The sequence below is a fragment of the Roseovarius sp. genome, from assembly GCF_965228755.1.
In the GTDB taxonomy this organism is placed as follows: Bacteria; Pseudomonadota; Alphaproteobacteria; order Rhodobacterales; family Rhodobacteraceae; genus Roseovarius.
On the sequence record NZ_CBDDIG010000010.1, the window covers coordinates 1 to 14,940 of the forward strand.

Consider the following 14,940-nt stretch of genomic DNA (forward strand, 5'->3'; position numbering starts at 1 on the left):
TAGAAGGCGGCCTTCGGTGCGTCGATGGCACCCTGGACCGACAGGGCGAAGGAGGCGAGGCCGGCCAGAGCGAGGAGGATTGCCGGCGGGCGGTTGCGACCGAGGAGGAGGACGAGCCAGAGGAGGGGCGGGAAGAGGAGGTAGTATTGCTCCTCGACGCCGAGTGACCAGGTGTGGAGCAGCGGTTTGAGTTCGGCGGCTTCGGTGAAGTAGCCTTCCTGCGTGTAGAACCAGATATTGGCGAGGAAACCGGCGGTGGAGGCCGCGCTCTTGGCGTAGCTGACGAGGTCGGTGGGGGTCATCAGCAGGAGGGCCGCCACGGTGGTGGCGATGAGGACCGTGAAGAGCGCCGGCAGGATGCGGCGGGCGCGGCGCTCGTAGAAGCCCAGGAGCGAGAAGCGCCTCTCGTCCATCTCGCCCAGAAGGAGGGTGGTGATCAGGTAGCCCGAGATGACGAAGAAGACATCGACGCCGATGAAGCCGCCGGAGAGGCCGAGGCCCGCGTGGAAGAGCAGGACAGGCACCACCGCGACCGTGCGCAGACCGTCGATATCGGGGCGATAGTGCAAGCGGGATCTCCTGCGCGGGGGGCCCGGCAGGTCAGGGCGGGCACGCGGTCTTGTCCGCGTCTTTTGCCCCCAAGCGGGAGTGGGGATCAAGCCCCCGCGTCGCCCGGTGGCGGGATGGCGACGGCTTGCCGGCCCTTGCGGGCTGTCGCACGGGGGTCAGGCGCTGAGCGAGAGGAGGCCGCCGGGGTGGCGGATGACGCGGCCGTCAAGCTCGAGATCGGTGAGGATCGGGGCGACGGCGGCGGCGGGGGCCGAGAGGTCGCGGATCAGCTGATCCTCGGCCAGCGGGGTGGGGCCGAGGCGCTGGAGGATGTCGCGGTGGAGGATCTGGCTGTGCAGCTTCGCGGTCTCGCGCAGGCTGCGCTTGTCGGGCGGGGGCACGGCCTGGGCGGTTTCCGGCCGGGTGCGGTTAGGCTGGGGAGCGTCGGGCTTGAGAGGCGGGCTGGAGAGCGGAAGTTCGGGTGCGGCGGTGTCGGCCGGTTCGGTGTGGGCGGCCGGCAGCGCCTCGATCACGTCGGCGGCATTGCGGATGAGGGTCGCGCCGTCGCGGATCAGCATGTTGCAGCCCGAGGCGCGGGCGTCGAACGGGTGGCCGGGCACGGCGACCACCTCTCGCCCCTGGTCGAGGGCGGTGCGGGCGGTGATGAGCGAGCCGGATTTCGCCGCCGCCTCGACCACCACCACGGCCCGGGCGAGGCCGCTGATGATGCGGTTGCGGGCCGGGAAATGGCGGGCCTGCGGCACGAGGCCCATCGGTTGTTCCGACAGGCGCAGGCCACGGGCGAGAAGGTCGTCGGCCAGCCGGGCGTTCTCGGCCGGGTAGATCACGTCGACCCCGCTGGCCAGAACGGCGATGGTGCCGCTGTCGCAGGCGGCGGTGTGGGCGGCGGTGTCGATGCCACGGGCGAGGCCGGAGACGACGACATAGCCCGCCTCGGCCAGTTCCTTGGCGAGTGCCCGGGCCATGCGCAGGCCGAGAGAGGAGGCGTTGCGCGCGCCCACGAGGGCGATCATCGGGCGGGAGAGGGCCGAGAGGTCGCCCATGGCCCAGAGAAGCGGCGGGGCATCGGCGGTTTCGGCGAGAGATGGGGGGTAGCTGTCGTCACCGATGGTGATCATGCGGGCGCCGGTGGCGCGGGCGGTGGCCAGTTCGGCCTCGGCCACGCCGGCGGGGCAGGGGGAATAATCCTTGGCGCCGGAAGCGCGGGCGAGGTCCGGCAGGGCCTCGAGCGCGGCGGTGACCGATCCGTTCTCGGCCATCAGGCGGTAGAAGGTCGACGGGCCGACCCGCCGTGAACGCAGCAAACGGAGCCACGATATCCGATCATCTTCCGTGGTGGGTGGGAGTGGGGGGTGAGTGGAAGGATGTGTATCCTCGGACATCGTGACTCCGCCTGCTTGCAGACCATGGGTAGCGTACGCAGGGTTAACGCCGGGTAAATCAAACGAAAAAATTTCGTCGAAAGCTGTCGGAGGTATGATTCTTTGAGGTGGCCGCTGTTTTCAGGCCCTGACGCCGGTGGCGAGCCACACCCGGTGCGGGATCCGGAGCGGTTCTTCGGGAAACTCGCGGGTCAGCATGTCGGCGAGGGCCGAATCGAACTCTGCCACCGCGTCCCGGGGCAGGCTGGCCGCGACGCCGGCGCTGGCGCGGATGCGGCCGCGCCATGCTGTGTGGGAATAGGGCTGGTCGATGTCGAAGGAGGCGGTTTCGAGGCCGGTGAAGCGGGCGATGGCGAGGTCGGACAGCCAAGCGGGGTAGAGACCGGTGCCGTGCGCGCCGGCCCAGGCCGGGTTGTGGGCGAGGATCAGCCCCTCGGTCGCGGCGACCACGTTGCCGGGCAGCGGCAGCCAGTCGAAATGGGCGATGAGGCAGCGGCCGCCAGGGCGGAGGACGCGGGCGGCCTCGGCCGCGGCGCGGGGCCGGTCGAACCAGTGCCAGCATTGTCCGGCGGTGACGAGGTCGAAGGCGGCATCGTCGAAGGGCAGGGATTCGGCGGCACCTTTAATATAGGCGGTTGTGACACCGGCCTCGGTATCGAGTTGCATGGCCTGGGCCATCAGGTCGTCGGACGGGTCGAGGGCGGTGGTCTGGAGCCCCATGCGGGCCAGGCCGCGGGCGAGGGTGCCCGTGCCGGTGCCGATGTCGAGGGCCTGGGCCGGGGGTGTCGCATAGCCGCGGGCGGTGAGGATGTCGAAGAAGGCCTGCGGAAAACCCGCGCGGTGGGTGGCGTAATCGGCGGCGGTGCGGCCGAAGGAGACGCGGCCGCCGAAGGCGCGGAGGGCGTCGGGGTCTTGCGGGGCGGAGGGCTGCGACATGGGGGCCTGCTCAGGCGGCCGACCCGCCCACGGTCAGCCCGCCGATCATCACCGTCGGCTGGCCCACGCCGACCGGCACCCACTGGCCCGCCTTGCCGCAATTGCCCATGCCCGGGTCGAGCGCCATGTCGTTGCCGAGGGCGCGGATCTTCTGGAGCGCGGTGGCGCCGTCGCCGATCAGGGTGGCGCCCTTGACGGGCGCGCCGACCTTGCCGTTCTTCACGCGGTAGGCCTCGGTGCAGGAAAAGACGAACTTGCCGTTAGTGATGTCGACCTGCCCGCCGCCGAAGCCAACGGCATAGATGCCGTCCTGCAGATCGGCGAGGATATCGGCCGGGTCGGCATCGCCGCCCAGCATGTAGGTGTTGGTCATCCGGGGCATCGGCGCGTGGGCGTAGGATTCGCGGCGGCCGTTGCCCGTGGGCTCGACCCCCATGAGACGGGCGTTCTGTCGATCCTGCATGAAGCCGACAAGGATGCCGTCCTCGATCAAGACATTGCGGCGGCTGGGCGTGCCCTCGTCATCGACGGTGATCGAGCCGCGGCGGTCGGGGATGGTGCCGTCGTCGAGCACGGTGACGCCGGGGGCGGCGATGCGCTGGCCCATGAGGCCGGCGAAGGCCGAGGAGCCCTTGCGGTTGAAATCGCCTTCGAGCCCGTGGCCGATGGCCTCGTGCAGCAGAATGCCGGGCCAGCCGGGGCCGAGGACAACGTCCATCACCCCCGCCGGGGCGGGTTCGGCGCGGAGGTTGACGAGGGCGATGCGCAGCGCTTCCTGCGTCTTGGCCTGCCAGTCGGCCGGGTCGAGCAGACCGTCGAGCCCGAGTCGCCCGCCGCCGCCGGCGCCGCCGGATTCGCGGCGGCCGTCCTGTTCGACGATCACGCCCACGTTCAGGCGGGTCATCGGGCGGATATCGGTCACTTCGGTGCCATCGGGGCGGAGAATCACCACCTCCTGGTGCGAGGCGGCGATGGTGGCGCTGACCTGCACGACGCGCGGGTCGAGATCGCGGGCGAAGGCGTCGATCTCGCGCAGGGTTTCGAGCTTGACGGGGAAGGCGGCGCCGGCGATCGGGTCGTCTTCGGTATAAAGGTGGGTGTTGGTGCGGGCGGGCGGTGCGGCCATGGTGCCGCCGCCGTCGCCCACGGCGAGGCGGGCGGTCTCGACCGCGCGGGTGAGCGCGCCTTCGGAGATGTCGGAGGAATGGGCGTAGCCTGCCACCTCGCCCCGCACGGCGCGCAGGCCAAAGCCTTCGGAAGCGTCGTAGGAGGCGGATTTCACCCGGCCGTCGTCGAAGACGATGGCCTCGGACCGGCGGCGTTCGAGAAACAGCTCGCCATCATCGGCGCCGGCCGTCGCCTCGCCCAGCCGTTTCAGGGCGAGATCGCGGTCGAGGGCGGTCTCGAACGGGCGGAATGGGGTGTCACTCATGGCGTTGTCCTTGTCACGGGGGGCGCGAAAACTTGATCTGAATCAAAAAAGCGTCCGTTTGCCGCAATGGTCTTTCTTGTCTGCGGGGGCAGAATATGGTTTTTACCGTCAGCGAACGAGGGGGCTGCCCTGCGGCCTGCCCAGAGATTTACTTATACACGACGAACGCTTCAACCGATCAGGGTGCAAAATGCGAAGACTTTCCAGCCTGCTGGCCGCCATGGCCGCAATGACCGCCTTCCCCGCCATCGCGCAGGACGCGGCAGAGAACATCGGCAAGCCGCACGAGGGGGGCATCGGCTTTCAGGTCGCCGCGACCGAACTGGCGCGCGACATTCACTGGCTGGACGGGATGATCAACATCATCATCACGGTGATCGTGCTGTTCGTCTGTGCGCTGCTGGCGATCTGCATCCTGCGGTACAACCGCAAGTCCAACCCGGAGCCGGCGAAGTTCACCCATAACTCGCCGGTCGAGGTGGCGTGGACGATCATCCCGATCGTGATCCTGGTGTTCATCGGCGCGTTCTCGCTTCCGGTGCTGTTCAAGCAGCAGGAGATTCCCGAGGGCGACATCAACATCAAGGTGACCGGTTACCAGTGGTTTTGGGGCTACGAGTACGAAGACCACGATTTCGGCTTCGAGAGCTTCCTGCTGCCGCGCGAGGAGCTGGAAGAGAACGGCTACAGCCCCGACGAGTACCTGCTGGCGACCGATACGGCCGTCGTGGTGCCGGTGGGCCAGACCGTCGTGATGCACGTGACCGGCGCCGACGTGATCCATTCCTGGACCATCCCGGCCTTCGGCGTGAAGCAGGACGCGGTGCCGGGCCGGACCGCGCGGCTGTGGTTCACCGCCGAGAAGGAAGGCACCTATTTCGGCCAGTGTTCGGAGCTTTGCGGCAAGGACCACGCCTATATGCCGATCACGGTCAAGGTCGTGAGCCAGGAGGAATACGACGAGTGGCTTGACGGCGCGATCGAGGAATATGCCGGCACGCCGCGGTCGGTCGACGTGGCTTCGGCCGCCGAGTGATGTAAGTATGTGGTGGGTCGGCACCCGCCCTACGGGATCGCGTAGGGTGGGTGCCGCCGCCATCCGGAGACCCAGATGAGCGACGCAAGCGTTTCAGCCAGCACACCGCAGACCGGCGAGGCCGGGTTCGGCGATTATTTCGCCCTGCTCAAGCCGCGGGTGATGACGCTGGTGGTGTTCACCGCCTTTGTCGGCCTCTATGCCGCGCCGGGCGCCGTGCACCCGGTGGTGGGTTTCGCCGCGATCCTGTTCATCGCCGTGGGCGGCGGCGCCTCGGGCGCGCTGAACATGTGGTGGGATGCCGATATCGACCGGGTGATGAAGCGCACCCGGAACCGGCCGATCCCGGCGGGGCGGATCACCGAATCCGAGGCGTTCGGCTTCGGCATGGCGCTGGCGGGCTTTGCCGTGGTGATGCTGGCGCTGGCGACGAACCTGCTGGCGGGCGCGCTGCTGGCCTTCACCATTTTCTTCTACGTCGTGATCTATTCCATGTGGCTGAAGCGGTGGACGCCGCAGAACATCGTGATCGGCGGGGCCGCCGGGGCGTTTCCGCCGATGATCGGCTGGGTCGCCGCAACCGGCAGCTTCAGCCTCGAATCGGTGCTGATGTTCGCGCTGATCTTCATGTGGACGCCGCCGCATTTCTGGGCGCTGGCACTGTTCATGCGGTCGGATTACGACGATGCGGGCGTGCCGATGCTGACGGTGACCCACGGGCGCCGGGCGACGCGGGTGCATATCCTTGTCTACACCGTGCTGCTGGCCGCGCTGGCCATCGGCGCCGGGTTCACTTCGATCGGCGGGCCGGTCTATCTTGCCGTGGCCGTGGTGCTGAACGCGCTGTTCCTGAAGGGGGCCTGGGCGATCTGGCGGCGCGACGAGGCGATGGCGGAGGCCGACGCCTACAAGGTGGAGCGGTCGTTCTTCAAGCTGTCGCTGCTGTACCTGTTTGCGCATTTCGGGGCGATCGCGCTTGATACCGCGATGGCGCCCCTGGGCCTGGGAGGCTGGTGATGGCGCTGTCGAAACAGCATGACCTGCACAAGCGGCGTTTCTCGCGCAACCTGGGCCTCGGCCTTGTGCTGGCCGGGTTCGTGGCGCTGGTCTTCGGGCTGACCGTGGCGAAGGTGTCGACCGACGATTTCACCATGCCGACGAACGAGGTGGCAAACTGATGGCGATGGATGGCAACAGCAAGACTGTGGTCAAGCTTGTCAGCGTGGTCGTCGTGATGGGCGGGCTGGCCTGGGCGTCGGTGCCGTTCTACGACTGGTTCTGCCGGGTCACCGGGTTCGGCGGCACCACCGGCACCGCCTCGGCCGGGTCGCAGGAGATCCTCGACGAAACGATCAAGGTGCGCTTCTCGGCCTCGAAGGAGCGCGACATGCCGTGGGAATTCAAGCCCATGCAGCGCGAGGTCGAGATCCGGCTGGGCGAGACCGGGCTGGCCTTCTTCGAGGCCTACAACCCCACCGACCGGCCCGTGGCCGGGCAGGCGTCCTATAACGTCACCCCGTACGAGGCGGGCGGGTTCTTCGACAAGATCGACTGTTTCTGCTTTACCGAACAGGTGCTTCAGCCCGGCGAACGGGTGGAGATGCCGGTGACCTATTTCGTCGACCCCGAGATCCTGCAGGACCGGGACGCGAAATACACCCATACGATCACGCTTTCCTACACGTTCTACGAAATCGACCTCCCCGAAGAGCAGGCAGCGCTTGCGACGGACGGCGAAACAAGTACAACCACGAATTAAGACACGCTCTGGCGAGGGATACGCACCATGGCACATGAGAAAAACCACGACTATCACATCCTGAGCCCCTCGGCCTACCCGTTCATCGGCGCGGTCGCAGGGTTCGTCATGCTCTTTGGCGCCGTCCTCTATTTCCACGGAAGCGGGCCCTGGGTGCTGCTGATGGGGACGGTGGGCGTGGCCTACACGATGTTTGGCTGGTGGTCCGAGACGATCAAGGAAAACCACATGGGCGATCACACGCCCGTCGTGCGCATCGGCCTGCGCTATGGCTTCATCCTGTTCATCATGTCGGAGGTCATGTTCTTCTCGGCGTGGTTCTGGACCTTCTTCAAGCACGCCATGTACCCGATGGACCCCGAGGGCGCGAGCCCGCTGGTCGAGGGGATCTGGCCGCCGGCCGGGATCGAGACGTTCGACCCCTGGCACCTGCCGCTGATCAACACGCTGATCCTGCTGTGTTCGGGGATGGCCTGCACCTGGGCGCACCATGCGCTGGTGCACGAGAACAACCGCGAGGACATGAAATGGGGCCTGATCATCTCGATCGCGCTGGGCGTCCTGTTCACGTTCTTCCAGGCCTACGAGTACAGCCACGCGGCGTTCGGCTTCTCGGGCAACATCTATGGCGCCACCTTCTTCATGGCGACGGGGTTCCACGGGGCGCACGTGATCATCGGGACGATCTTCCTGTTCGTCTGCCTGATGCGGGTGCTGAAGGGGCACTTCACCCCCGAGAACCACGTGGGCTTCGAGGCCGCGGCGTGGTACTGGCACTTCGTCGACGTGGTGTGGCTGTTCCTGTTCGCCGCCGTCTATATCTGGGGCGGCTGAGGGCGCGCCGACCGGCGCGCCGAGGCGCAGCCTGCACATAATCCACGGGGTGCGCTTCTGGCGCACCCTTTTCCATTCAGGGAAACCTTCCGTGCGTTTCATCCTTCCCCTGCTGTTCGGTATCGCCGGTGTCGCCGTGCTGGTGAGCCTTGGCGTCTGGCAGGTGCAGCGGCTGGCGTGGAAGCAGGAGGAGCTCGCCAAGATCGAGGCGAAGATCGCGGCCGAGCCCGTTGCGCTGCCGGAAAGCCCGGAGGCGGAGGCCGACAAGTACCTGCCGGTCGAGCTGACCGGGCGGTTCCAGCCCGGGCTGTTGCGGGTGCTGGTGAGCCAGAAGCACGTGGGCGCCGGGTACCGGATCATCTCGCCCTTCGAGACGGAGGAGGGGCGGCGGGTGCTGCTCGACCGGGGGTTCATCAAGATCGACGGCGAGATGCGCGCGCCGCCGACCGGGCCGGTCGAGGTGACGGGCAACCTGCACTGGCCGGATGACCGCAACTCCTCGACCCCCGAGAACGACCGGGCCGAGAACATGTGGTTCGCCCGCGATATCGACCAGATGGCCGGGGTGTTCGAGACCGAACCGCTGTTGGTGGTGGTGCGGGAGATGTCGCCGGAGGACACGGGCGCGACGCCTTTGCCGGTGGACACGAGCGGCATTCCCAACGATCACCTCGAATACGCGATCACGTGGTTCTCGCTGGCCGTCCTGTGGGCCGCGATGACCGGCCTGCTTATCTGGCGCATGCGTCAACCCGCGAAAGGGGCAGAGACATGAAATACATCTCGACCCGGGGCAACGCCCCCGTTCTGAGCTTCGAGGAGGCGATGCTGACCGGGCTGGCCCGGGACGGCGGGCTGTACCTGCCCGAGAGCATTCCGCAGATGAGCCACGCGGATATCGCCGCGCTGGAGGGGGTGAGCTATGAAGAGGCCGCGTTCCGGGTGATGTGGCCCTTCCTTGGCGGGGCGTTCACCGAGGACGAGTTCCGCGGGATCATCGAGCGGGCCTATGCCGGGTTCGCCCATGACGCGCGGGCGCCGCTGAAACAGCTTGGCTCGGGCCATTTCCTGCTGGAGCTGTTCCACGGGCCGACGCTGGCCTTCAAGGATTTCGCGATGCAGCTGATCGGGCAGCTCTTTGAGGCGTCACTGACGCGGTCGGGGAACCGGGTTTGCATCGTCGGCGCCACCAGCGGCGATACCGGCAGCGCGGCGATCGAGGCGTTCCGGGGGCTGGAGGCGGTGGACGTGTTCATCCTGTTCCCGCATGGCCGGGTGTCTGAGGTGCAGCGCCGCCAGATGACCACGCCGTCGGAGGACAACGTGCACGCGCTTTCCGTGACCGGGCATTTCGACGATTGCCAGGCGCGGGTGAAGGACATGTTCAACGATTTCGCCTTCCGCGACGCGGTGGGGCTGGCCGGGGTCAACTCGATCAACTGGGCGCGGGTGCTGGCACAGGTGGTGTATTACTTCACCTCGGCCGTGTCCGTGGGAGCCCCGCACCGAAGTGTGAATTTCACCGTTCCGACGGGGAATTTCGGGGATATCTTTGCCGGGTACATCGCGAAACGTATGGGCCTGCCGATCGACCGGCTGGTGGTGGCGACGAACCAGAACGACATTCTGCATCGCTGCCTGAGCCAGGGCGATTACACGCCCGACGGGGTGATCCCGTCGATCAGCCCGTCGATGGATATCCAGGTGAGCTCGAATTTCGAGCGGGCGCTGTACTATGCCTATGGCGAGGACGGCAACGCCGTGGGGCAGTTGATGGACGAGCTGAAGGCGGGTGGGTTCAAGGTGAGCCAGGGCGCGCTGGAGGCGTTGCGAGAAAGCTTCGATTCCGGGAATTGCTCGGAGGAGGAGACGCGGGCCACGATCGCGCGGCTGTGGGATGGCACCGGCGAGCTTCTCTGCCCGCATTCGGCCGTGGGCGTGAAGGTGGCCGAGGAGCATCACGCGCCCGGCACGCCGATGATCACCCTGGCCACGGCGCACCCGGCCAAGTTCCCGGACGCGGTGGAAGAGGCCAGCGGCCTTCGACCCCCCTTGCCCTTGCACATGGCCGACCTGTATGACCGCTCAGAGCGTGTGACACGGGTCGAGAACGACCTGACCGCCATCGAAGACATCATCAAGGACCGCACCGGCCATTGACCGTTAATCTCACCACCCTTCCGAACGGGTTCCGCATCGTCACCGAATACATGCCCGGCCTGCAATCGGCCGCCATCGGCGTGTGGGTGCTGGCCGGCGCCCGGCACGAGACTGAGCCGCAGAACGGCATCGCGCATTTCCTCGAGCACATGGCCTTCAAGGGCACCGAGCGGCGCAGTTCGCTTCAGATCGCCGAGGCGATCGAGGATGTGGGCGGGTATATCAACGCCTATACCTCGCGCGAGGTGACGGCGTTCTATGCGCGGGTTCTGAAGGAGGACGTGTCGCTGGCGCTGGACGTGGTGGCGGATATCCTGCGGCAGCCGGTGTTCGACCAGCGCGAGATCGAGGTTGAGCGGGGCGTGATCCTGCAGGAGATCGGGCAGGCGCTCGATACGCCCGACGACATCATTTTCGACTGGCTGCAGGAGAAGGCCTATCCGGATCATCCGCTGGGCCGCACGATCCTGGGGGAAGAGGCGCGGGTGAAGGGGTTTTCGCGCGAGGACCTGACCGGCTTCGTCGAGCAGCATTACCGGCCCGGGCAGATGATCCTGTCCGCCGCCGGCGCCGTGGACCATGACGCGCTGGTGCGCGATGCCGAGCGGTTCTTCGGCGACATGCGCGGCGACAATGCCGGGCCGGCGCCGACCGCGCGGTTCGAAGGCGGCGAAAGCCGCCGGGTGAAACAGCTCGAACAGGCGCATTTTGCGCTGGCCTTCGAGAGCCCGAACTACACCGACCCCGGCGTCTACGCGGCGCAGATCTATTCCTGTGCGCTGGGGGGCTCGATGTCGTCGCGGCTGTTCCAGGAGATCCGCGAGCGGCGGGGGCTGTGCTATACCATCTTTGCGCAGGCCGGGGCTTATGCGGATACCGGGATGATGACGATCTATGCGGGCACTGCAGGTGCCCAGATGCAGGACCTCGCCCAGATCACCGTGGACGAGATGAAGCGGGCGGCCGAAGACCTGAGCCCTGCGGAACTGGAGCGGGCCCGGGCGCAGATGAAGGCCGGGTTGCTGATGGGGCTGGAAAGCCCGTCGAACCGGGCCGAGCGGCTGGCAAGGATGGTACAGATCTGGGGCCGGGTGCCGGGGATCGACGAGGTGGTCGAGCGGATCGACGCGGTGACGCTGTCGGAACTGCGCGACATTGCCGAGACGACGATCAGCAAGGCGCCCGCCGCCATGGCGCTTTACGGCCCGGTCGAGGAGGCGCCGACGCTGCAGGCGCTGCAGGAAAGGCGCGCGGCCTGATGTTCCTGCCGCGCCGAAAAACGCGGATCGAAACCGAACGCCTGACGCTGCGCCAGCCGCAGCTTTCCGATTTCCGCGAGTGGTCGGCGCTGCGCGAACAAAGTGCCGATTTCCTGGTGCCGTGGGAGCCGCAATGGGCGAGCGATCACCTGTCGCGCAAGGGGTTCACCAACCGGGTGTACTGGGCGCAGCGGTCGATCTCGGCGGGCTCGGCGGTGCCGCTTTTCCTTGTGCGGCGCGAGGACGAGATGCTGCTGGGGGCGATCACGCTGGACAATATCCGCCGGGGGCCGGCGCAGTCGGGCACTTTGGGCTACTGGGTGGGCGCGCCATTCGCGCGGCAGGGCTACATGCGCGAGGCGATCTCCGGCATCGTGCATCACGCCTTCGAACGGCTCGACCTGTCGCGGCTGGAAGCGGCCTGCCTGCCGGAGAACCAGGCGTCGCGGCGGTTGCTGGAGAAGTGCGGGTTCAAGTACGAGGGCGTGGCCCAGAGCTATCTGCAGATCAACGGGCGGTGGCGGACGCATGTGCTGTACGCGGCTTTGCGCGCGGACCGGCGCGGGCGGACAGAGATCGGGTAGGGTTTGGGGGCTCTGCCCCCGACGTTGAAATTCCCATGGAATTTCAACGTCTCCCCCGGGATATTTTGACCAAGAAGAAGCGGCGGGTGCTTTCCCAGGCTCAGGCTTTGGGGAGGGCCGCGTCGATGAGGGTGCGGGCGGCGGTCCTGGCGTCCTGCGCGGCGGCGGGGCCACGGCCGAGCACGGCCATGACGATGGCGCCTTCCTTCAGGAGCAGGAGTTGGCGGGCGAGATCCTGCGGAGCGGGGGCGCCGGCCTGTTTGCAGAGGGTCGTGACATGGTCCTGCAGCAGGCGCTTGTGCTCGGCCGACTGGGCGTGGATCGGGTCGTCGAGTTCCTGGTATTCGGCACTGGCCTTGATGAACATGCAGCCGCGATAGCTGTCCTGGGCGAACCATTCCCCGAGCGCGTCGAACATGGCGAGCACCTGGTCGCGAGGGTTGGAGGCGAGATCGTCCATCCGGCGGAAAAGCCAGTTGCGGAAATTCTCGTCCCGCAGGCGCAGGACGGCGAGGATCAGGTCCTCCTTGGTGCGGAAATGCTTGTAGATCGAGGTTTTCGAGACGCCGGTCTCTGACGCGATCATGTCCATGCCGGTGGCGTGGAAGCCGTTCCGGTAGAACGTGTCGAGCGCCTTGCGAACGAGTTCGTCCCGCTTCGTCTGCTGCATGATTCGCCTCTAGAGTTGACCGATCTGTTTCTAGGTCGAGGATTGGTCCGGTTCAAGAGGGATGGGGTAACAGGTTATTTTGAAAGGTAATTCTGGCGTCGCCGCAGACATGTAACTGGGTGTCGCAGAAATCGTGTTGACAGGGTTAACAGATCGGTACATTTAAACGGTGGTTAACCGATCGGTTAACTCATTGCGCTCCGGCTGGCTCTTGTTCCCCACTCCTCCCTGCCCGGCCGGCCGGGGCGCCCTGACAGGAAAGACGAGACACATGGCACGACCCCCGCTTCCCCCTTTCACCCGCGAGACGGCTGCCGAAAAGGTGCGGCTTGCCGAAGATGCGTGGAACACGCGCCTGCCCGAGCATGTGGTGAAGGCCTATACGCCCGACAGCGTCTGGCGGAACCGGGCCGAGTTTCTCGAGGGGCGCGACGAGATCCTGCGCTTCCTGACAGGGAAATGGGCGAAGGAGCAGTCATACCGGCTGATCAAGGAGTTGTGGAGCTTCGGCGATGCCCGGATCGCGGTGCGCTTTGCCTACGAGTGGCACAACGGGGCCGGACAGTGGTTCCGCTCCTACGGCAACGAGAACTGGGACTTCGCCGGTGACGGGCTGATGCGGCGGCGGATCGCCTCGATCAACGACCTGCCGATTGCCGAGGCGGAGCGCCTGATGCGCTGGCCGCAGGGGCGGCGGCCGGACGATCATCCGGGGCTGAGCGCGCTGGGGCTTTAGCGCCCGGCACAGAGATTTCCGGCGCGGTGTGACGCATGGCGCCGGTTTCCGAGGGAGACGGACCGATTCCGGCGCAGCGGGATGTTGGCTGCGGACGGGGGAGGTCTGCCCGACTGGCGGCGCCGGAAAGCCGGGCCGTCGCAACTTCAAGCAAAGGAATACTGCCATGACACAGAAACACGAACACGATTGCGGCTGCGGCGTCACGCCGGAGCATGTGGACCACGCCCGCCGGCGGGTGTTGGCCGGCGCTGCTGTGGCAGGCGTCGCCGGTGCGGCCGCGCTGGCCGGGCAGGGTGCCGTCGCTGCCACCGAAGCGGCGCGGGCGGCCTATGCCGACCCCGACACGCCGGGCCTGCCGCAGATCGATATGGAGATCGACCTCAAGCGCACCGCGCTGGTGGTGACCGATCCGCAGGTCGACTTCCTGTCGGAGGAGGGCGTGACCTGGGGTGTTGTCGGCGAGAGCGTGACCGAGCAGGGCACGGTCGACAATATCGAGCGGCTGTTCATTGCCGCCAAGGCCGCCGGCATACCGGTGTTCATTTCGCCCCACTACTACTACCCGCATGATCACAAGTGGCAGTTCGAGGGCACGCTCGAGGCGACCATGCACGGGATCGGCATGTTCGACCGGCCCGGGCCGCTGAACCTGACCGGGTTCGAGGGATCGGGCGCCGACTGGATGCCGCAGTACAAGCCCTACATCGAGGATGGCGAGACCGTGATCTGTTCGCCCCACAAGGTGTACAGCCCGGCGCAGAACGACCTGAACCTGCAGCTGCGCAAGCGGGGGATCGACAAGGTCATCCTGGCGGGCATGTCGGCCAACCTGTGTACGCAGGCGCATTTGTACGAGCTGCTGGAGCTGGGCTTCGAGGTGGCCGTGGTGCGCGATGCGACCGCCGGGGCGAAGGTGCCCGAGGGCGACGGTTACCTCGCCGCCATCATCAACTTTCGCATGGTGGCCAACGGCGTCTGGTGGACGGACGATGCGGTCATCCGGATCGGCCAAGCCGCCTGAGCCCTTCCTGACATTACCCGACCAACCTTGCATTATAGGAGATACCCATGACTTCCGACTTTCTGAAAGGCACCCTGCACTGGGCCGGTACGCTGACGCTGGCCTCGATCGCCACCTTTTCCTTCGCCACGTGGGCGCTGGCCGCGGACGAGTACAACGTCAATAACGGCCTGACGCTGACCGGCAACCCGCTGGGCCTGCACGGTTTCGATGCGGTGGCGATGTTCGAGGGCGAGGGCCCCGCCATCGGCGATGCCGCCCATAGCTCGGCGCATGACGGGGTGGATTACTACTTCGCCGATGCCGAGGCCAAGGCCAAGTTCGACGCCGCGCCGGGGGAGTACCTGCCGCAGTTCGGGGGCTTCTGCGCCTTCGGCGTTTATGTGGGCAAGAAGCTCGACGGGGATGTGCGCTATGCCGATATCGTGGACGGGAAGCTCTATCTGTTCGTCAACGCGGCGATCTTCGAGAAGTATCTCGAGGACAGGGAGGCCGTGATTGCCGGGGCCGAAGACAAGTGGCCGGGCCTTCGCGCGACGCCGATCGAAGAGCTCTGAG

The 14,940-nt window shown here is 66.7% G+C and carries 17 protein-coding genes; 12 read left to right on the forward strand and 5 right to left on the reverse strand.

Annotated features, from left to right (window positions below):
• The 4 genes from ACO07J_RS17805 to tldD all read right to left on the reverse strand — a co-directional run.
• Positions 1 to 569: acyltransferase family protein (locus tag ACO07J_RS17805; RefSeq protein WP_422031429.1), on the reverse strand; the 569-nt coding region annotated here is incomplete at its 3' end.
• Between the two features lie 156 nt (positions 570 to 725).
• Positions 726 to 1,952, reverse strand: coding sequence for a DNA-processing protein DprA (gene dprA, locus ACO07J_RS17810; RefSeq protein WP_422031431.1), 1,227 nt, complete (start codon positions 1,950 to 1,952; stop codon positions 726 to 728).
• Positions 1,953 to 2,072: 120 nt separating this feature from the next.
• Positions 2,073 to 2,888, reverse strand: a complete 816-nt coding sequence (locus tag ACO07J_RS17815) for a class I SAM-dependent methyltransferase (RefSeq protein ID WP_422031433.1) — start codon at positions 2,886 to 2,888, stop codon at positions 2,073 to 2,075.
• A 10-nt stretch (positions 2,889 to 2,898) separates the two neighbouring features.
• Positions 2,899 to 4,320 carry a metalloprotease TldD gene (gene tldD / locus ACO07J_RS17820; protein ID WP_422031435.1) on the reverse strand — a complete coding sequence of 474 codons (1,422 nt, stop codon included), beginning with the start codon at positions 4,318 to 4,320 and terminating at the stop codon, positions 2,899 to 2,901.
• A 190-nt stretch (positions 4,321 to 4,510) separates the two neighbouring features.
• Here tldD and coxB point away from each other — a divergent pair, with 190 nt between their 5' ends.
• The 9 genes from coxB to ACO07J_RS17865 all read left to right on the forward strand — a co-directional run bounded on the left by coxB (position 4,511) and on the right by ACO07J_RS17865 (position 11,952).
• Positions 4,511 to 5,356 carry a cytochrome c oxidase subunit II gene (gene coxB / locus ACO07J_RS17825; RefSeq protein WP_422031437.1) on the forward strand — a complete coding sequence of 282 codons (846 nt, stop codon included), beginning with the start codon at positions 4,511 to 4,513 and terminating at the stop codon, positions 5,354 to 5,356.
• A 75-nt stretch (positions 5,357 to 5,431) separates the two neighbouring features.
• Positions 5,432 to 6,373 carry a heme o synthase gene (cyoE, locus tag ACO07J_RS17830; protein ID WP_422031439.1) on the forward strand — a complete coding sequence of 314 codons (942 nt, stop codon included), beginning with the start codon at positions 5,432 to 5,434 and terminating at the stop codon, positions 6,371 to 6,373.
• The gene (locus ACO07J_RS17835) at positions 6,373 to 6,534 is read left to right on the forward strand and encodes a hypothetical protein (RefSeq protein ID WP_422031441.1); all 162 of its coding nucleotides are present in this window, start codon (positions 6,373 to 6,375) and stop codon (positions 6,532 to 6,534) included. The genes cyoE and ACO07J_RS17835 overlap by 1 nt, the downstream gene beginning before the upstream one ends.
• Positions 6,534 to 7,115, forward strand: a complete 582-nt coding sequence (locus tag ACO07J_RS17840; RefSeq protein ID WP_422031443.1) for a cytochrome c oxidase assembly protein — start codon at positions 6,534 to 6,536, stop codon at positions 7,113 to 7,115. The genes ACO07J_RS17835 and ACO07J_RS17840 overlap by 1 nt, the downstream gene beginning before the upstream one ends.
• Before the next feature lie 27 nt (positions 7,116 to 7,142).
• Positions 7,143 to 7,949, forward strand: coding sequence for a cytochrome c oxidase subunit 3 (locus ACO07J_RS17845; protein ID WP_422031445.1), 807 nt, complete (start codon positions 7,143 to 7,145; stop codon positions 7,947 to 7,949).
• A gap of 91 nt (positions 7,950 to 8,040) precedes the next feature.
• Positions 8,041 to 8,724 (forward strand): SURF1 family protein, encoded by a 684-nt coding sequence (locus ACO07J_RS17850; protein ID WP_422031447.1) that lies wholly within the window; start codon positions 8,041 to 8,043, stop codon positions 8,722 to 8,724.
• On the forward strand, positions 8,721 to 10,109 hold the full coding sequence (gene thrC, locus ACO07J_RS17855; RefSeq protein ID WP_422031449.1) for a threonine synthase: 1,389 nt from the start codon (positions 8,721 to 8,723) through the stop codon (positions 10,107 to 10,109). The genes ACO07J_RS17850 and thrC overlap by 4 nt, the downstream gene beginning before the upstream one ends.
• Positions 10,106 to 11,368, forward strand: a complete 1,263-nt coding sequence (locus ACO07J_RS17860) for a M16 family metallopeptidase (protein ID WP_422031451.1) — start codon at positions 10,106 to 10,108, stop codon at positions 11,366 to 11,368. Before thrC ends, ACO07J_RS17860 begins: the two co-directional genes overlap by 4 nt.
• Positions 11,368 to 11,952, forward strand: coding sequence for a GNAT family N-acetyltransferase (locus ACO07J_RS17865; RefSeq protein WP_422031453.1), 585 nt, complete (start codon positions 11,368 to 11,370; stop codon positions 11,950 to 11,952). The genes ACO07J_RS17860 and ACO07J_RS17865 overlap by 1 nt, the downstream gene beginning before the upstream one ends.
• Before the next feature lie 100 nt (positions 11,953 to 12,052).
• Here the strand turns inward: ACO07J_RS17865 and ACO07J_RS17870 are convergent, their stop codons facing one another.
• Complete coding sequence (locus ACO07J_RS17870; protein WP_422031455.1) at positions 12,053 to 12,622, reverse strand: TetR/AcrR family transcriptional regulator; 570 nt, start codon at positions 12,620 to 12,622, stop codon at positions 12,053 to 12,055.
• Between the two features lie 271 nt (positions 12,623 to 12,893).
• Between ACO07J_RS17870 and ACO07J_RS17875 the strand changes: the two genes are divergently transcribed.
• From ACO07J_RS17875 to ACO07J_RS17885, 3 genes are all read left to right on the forward strand, one after another.
• Positions 12,894 to 13,358: a DUF1348 family protein gene (locus ACO07J_RS17875; protein ID WP_422031457.1), complete on the forward strand. Its 465-nt coding sequence runs from the start codon at positions 12,894 to 12,896 to the stop codon at positions 13,356 to 13,358.
• Positions 13,359 to 13,524: 166 nt separating this feature from the next.
• A complete protein-coding gene (locus ACO07J_RS17880; RefSeq protein ID WP_422031459.1) occupies positions 13,525 to 14,382 on the forward strand; it encodes a cysteine hydrolase in 858 nt (285 codons plus the stop codon).
• A 47-nt stretch (positions 14,383 to 14,429) separates the two neighbouring features.
• Positions 14,430 to 14,939 (forward strand): YHS domain-containing (seleno)protein, encoded by a 510-nt coding sequence (locus tag ACO07J_RS17885; RefSeq protein ID WP_422031461.1) that lies wholly within the window; start codon positions 14,430 to 14,432, stop codon positions 14,937 to 14,939.
• The last annotated feature ends 1 nt before the right edge of the window (position 14,940 follow it).

Excerpts from the sequence above, each read along its gene's own strand:
- ACO07J_RS17865 (WP_422031453.1), top strand. The coding sequence starts at position 11,368 with ATGTTCCTGCCGCGCCGAAAAACGCGGATCGAAACCGAACGCCTGACG.
- ACO07J_RS17880 (WP_422031459.1), top strand. The coding sequence starts at position 13,525 with ATGACACAGAAACACGAACACGATTGCGGCTGCGGCGTCACGCCGGAG.
- ACO07J_RS17845 (WP_422031445.1), top strand. The coding sequence starts at position 7,143 with ATGGCACATGAGAAAAACCACGACTATCACATCCTGAGCCCCTCGGCC.
- coxB (WP_422031437.1), top strand. The coding sequence starts at position 4,511 with ATGCGAAGACTTTCCAGCCTGCTGGCCGCCATGGCCGCAATGACCGCC.
- thrC (WP_422031449.1), top strand. The coding sequence starts at position 8,721 with ATGAAATACATCTCGACCCGGGGCAACGCCCCCGTTCTGAGCTTCGAG.
- ACO07J_RS17870 (WP_422031455.1), bottom strand. The coding sequence starts at position 12,622 with ATGCAGCAGACGAAGCGGGACGAACTCGTTCGCAAGGCGCTCGACACG.
- tldD (WP_422031435.1), bottom strand. The coding sequence starts at position 4,320 with ATGAGTGACACCCCATTCCGCCCGTTCGAGACCGCCCTCGACCGCGAT.
- ACO07J_RS17840 (WP_422031443.1), top strand. The coding sequence starts at position 6,534 with ATGGCGATGGATGGCAACAGCAAGACTGTGGTCAAGCTTGTCAGCGTG.
- ACO07J_RS17875 (WP_422031457.1), top strand. The coding sequence starts at position 12,894 with ATGGCACGACCCCCGCTTCCCCCTTTCACCCGCGAGACGGCTGCCGAA.
- dprA (WP_422031431.1), bottom strand. The coding sequence starts at position 1,952 with ATGTCCGAGGATACACATCCTTCCACTCACCCCCCACTCCCACCCACC.
- cyoE (WP_422031439.1), top strand. The coding sequence starts at position 5,432 with ATGAGCGACGCAAGCGTTTCAGCCAGCACACCGCAGACCGGCGAGGCC.
- ACO07J_RS17885 (WP_422031461.1), top strand. The coding sequence starts at position 14,430 with ATGACTTCCGACTTTCTGAAAGGCACCCTGCACTGGGCCGGTACGCTG.
- ACO07J_RS17815 (WP_422031433.1), bottom strand. The coding sequence starts at position 2,888 with ATGTCGCAGCCCTCCGCCCCGCAAGACCCCGACGCCCTCCGCGCCTTC.
- ACO07J_RS17835 (WP_422031441.1), top strand. The coding sequence starts at position 6,373 with ATGGCGCTGTCGAAACAGCATGACCTGCACAAGCGGCGTTTCTCGCGC.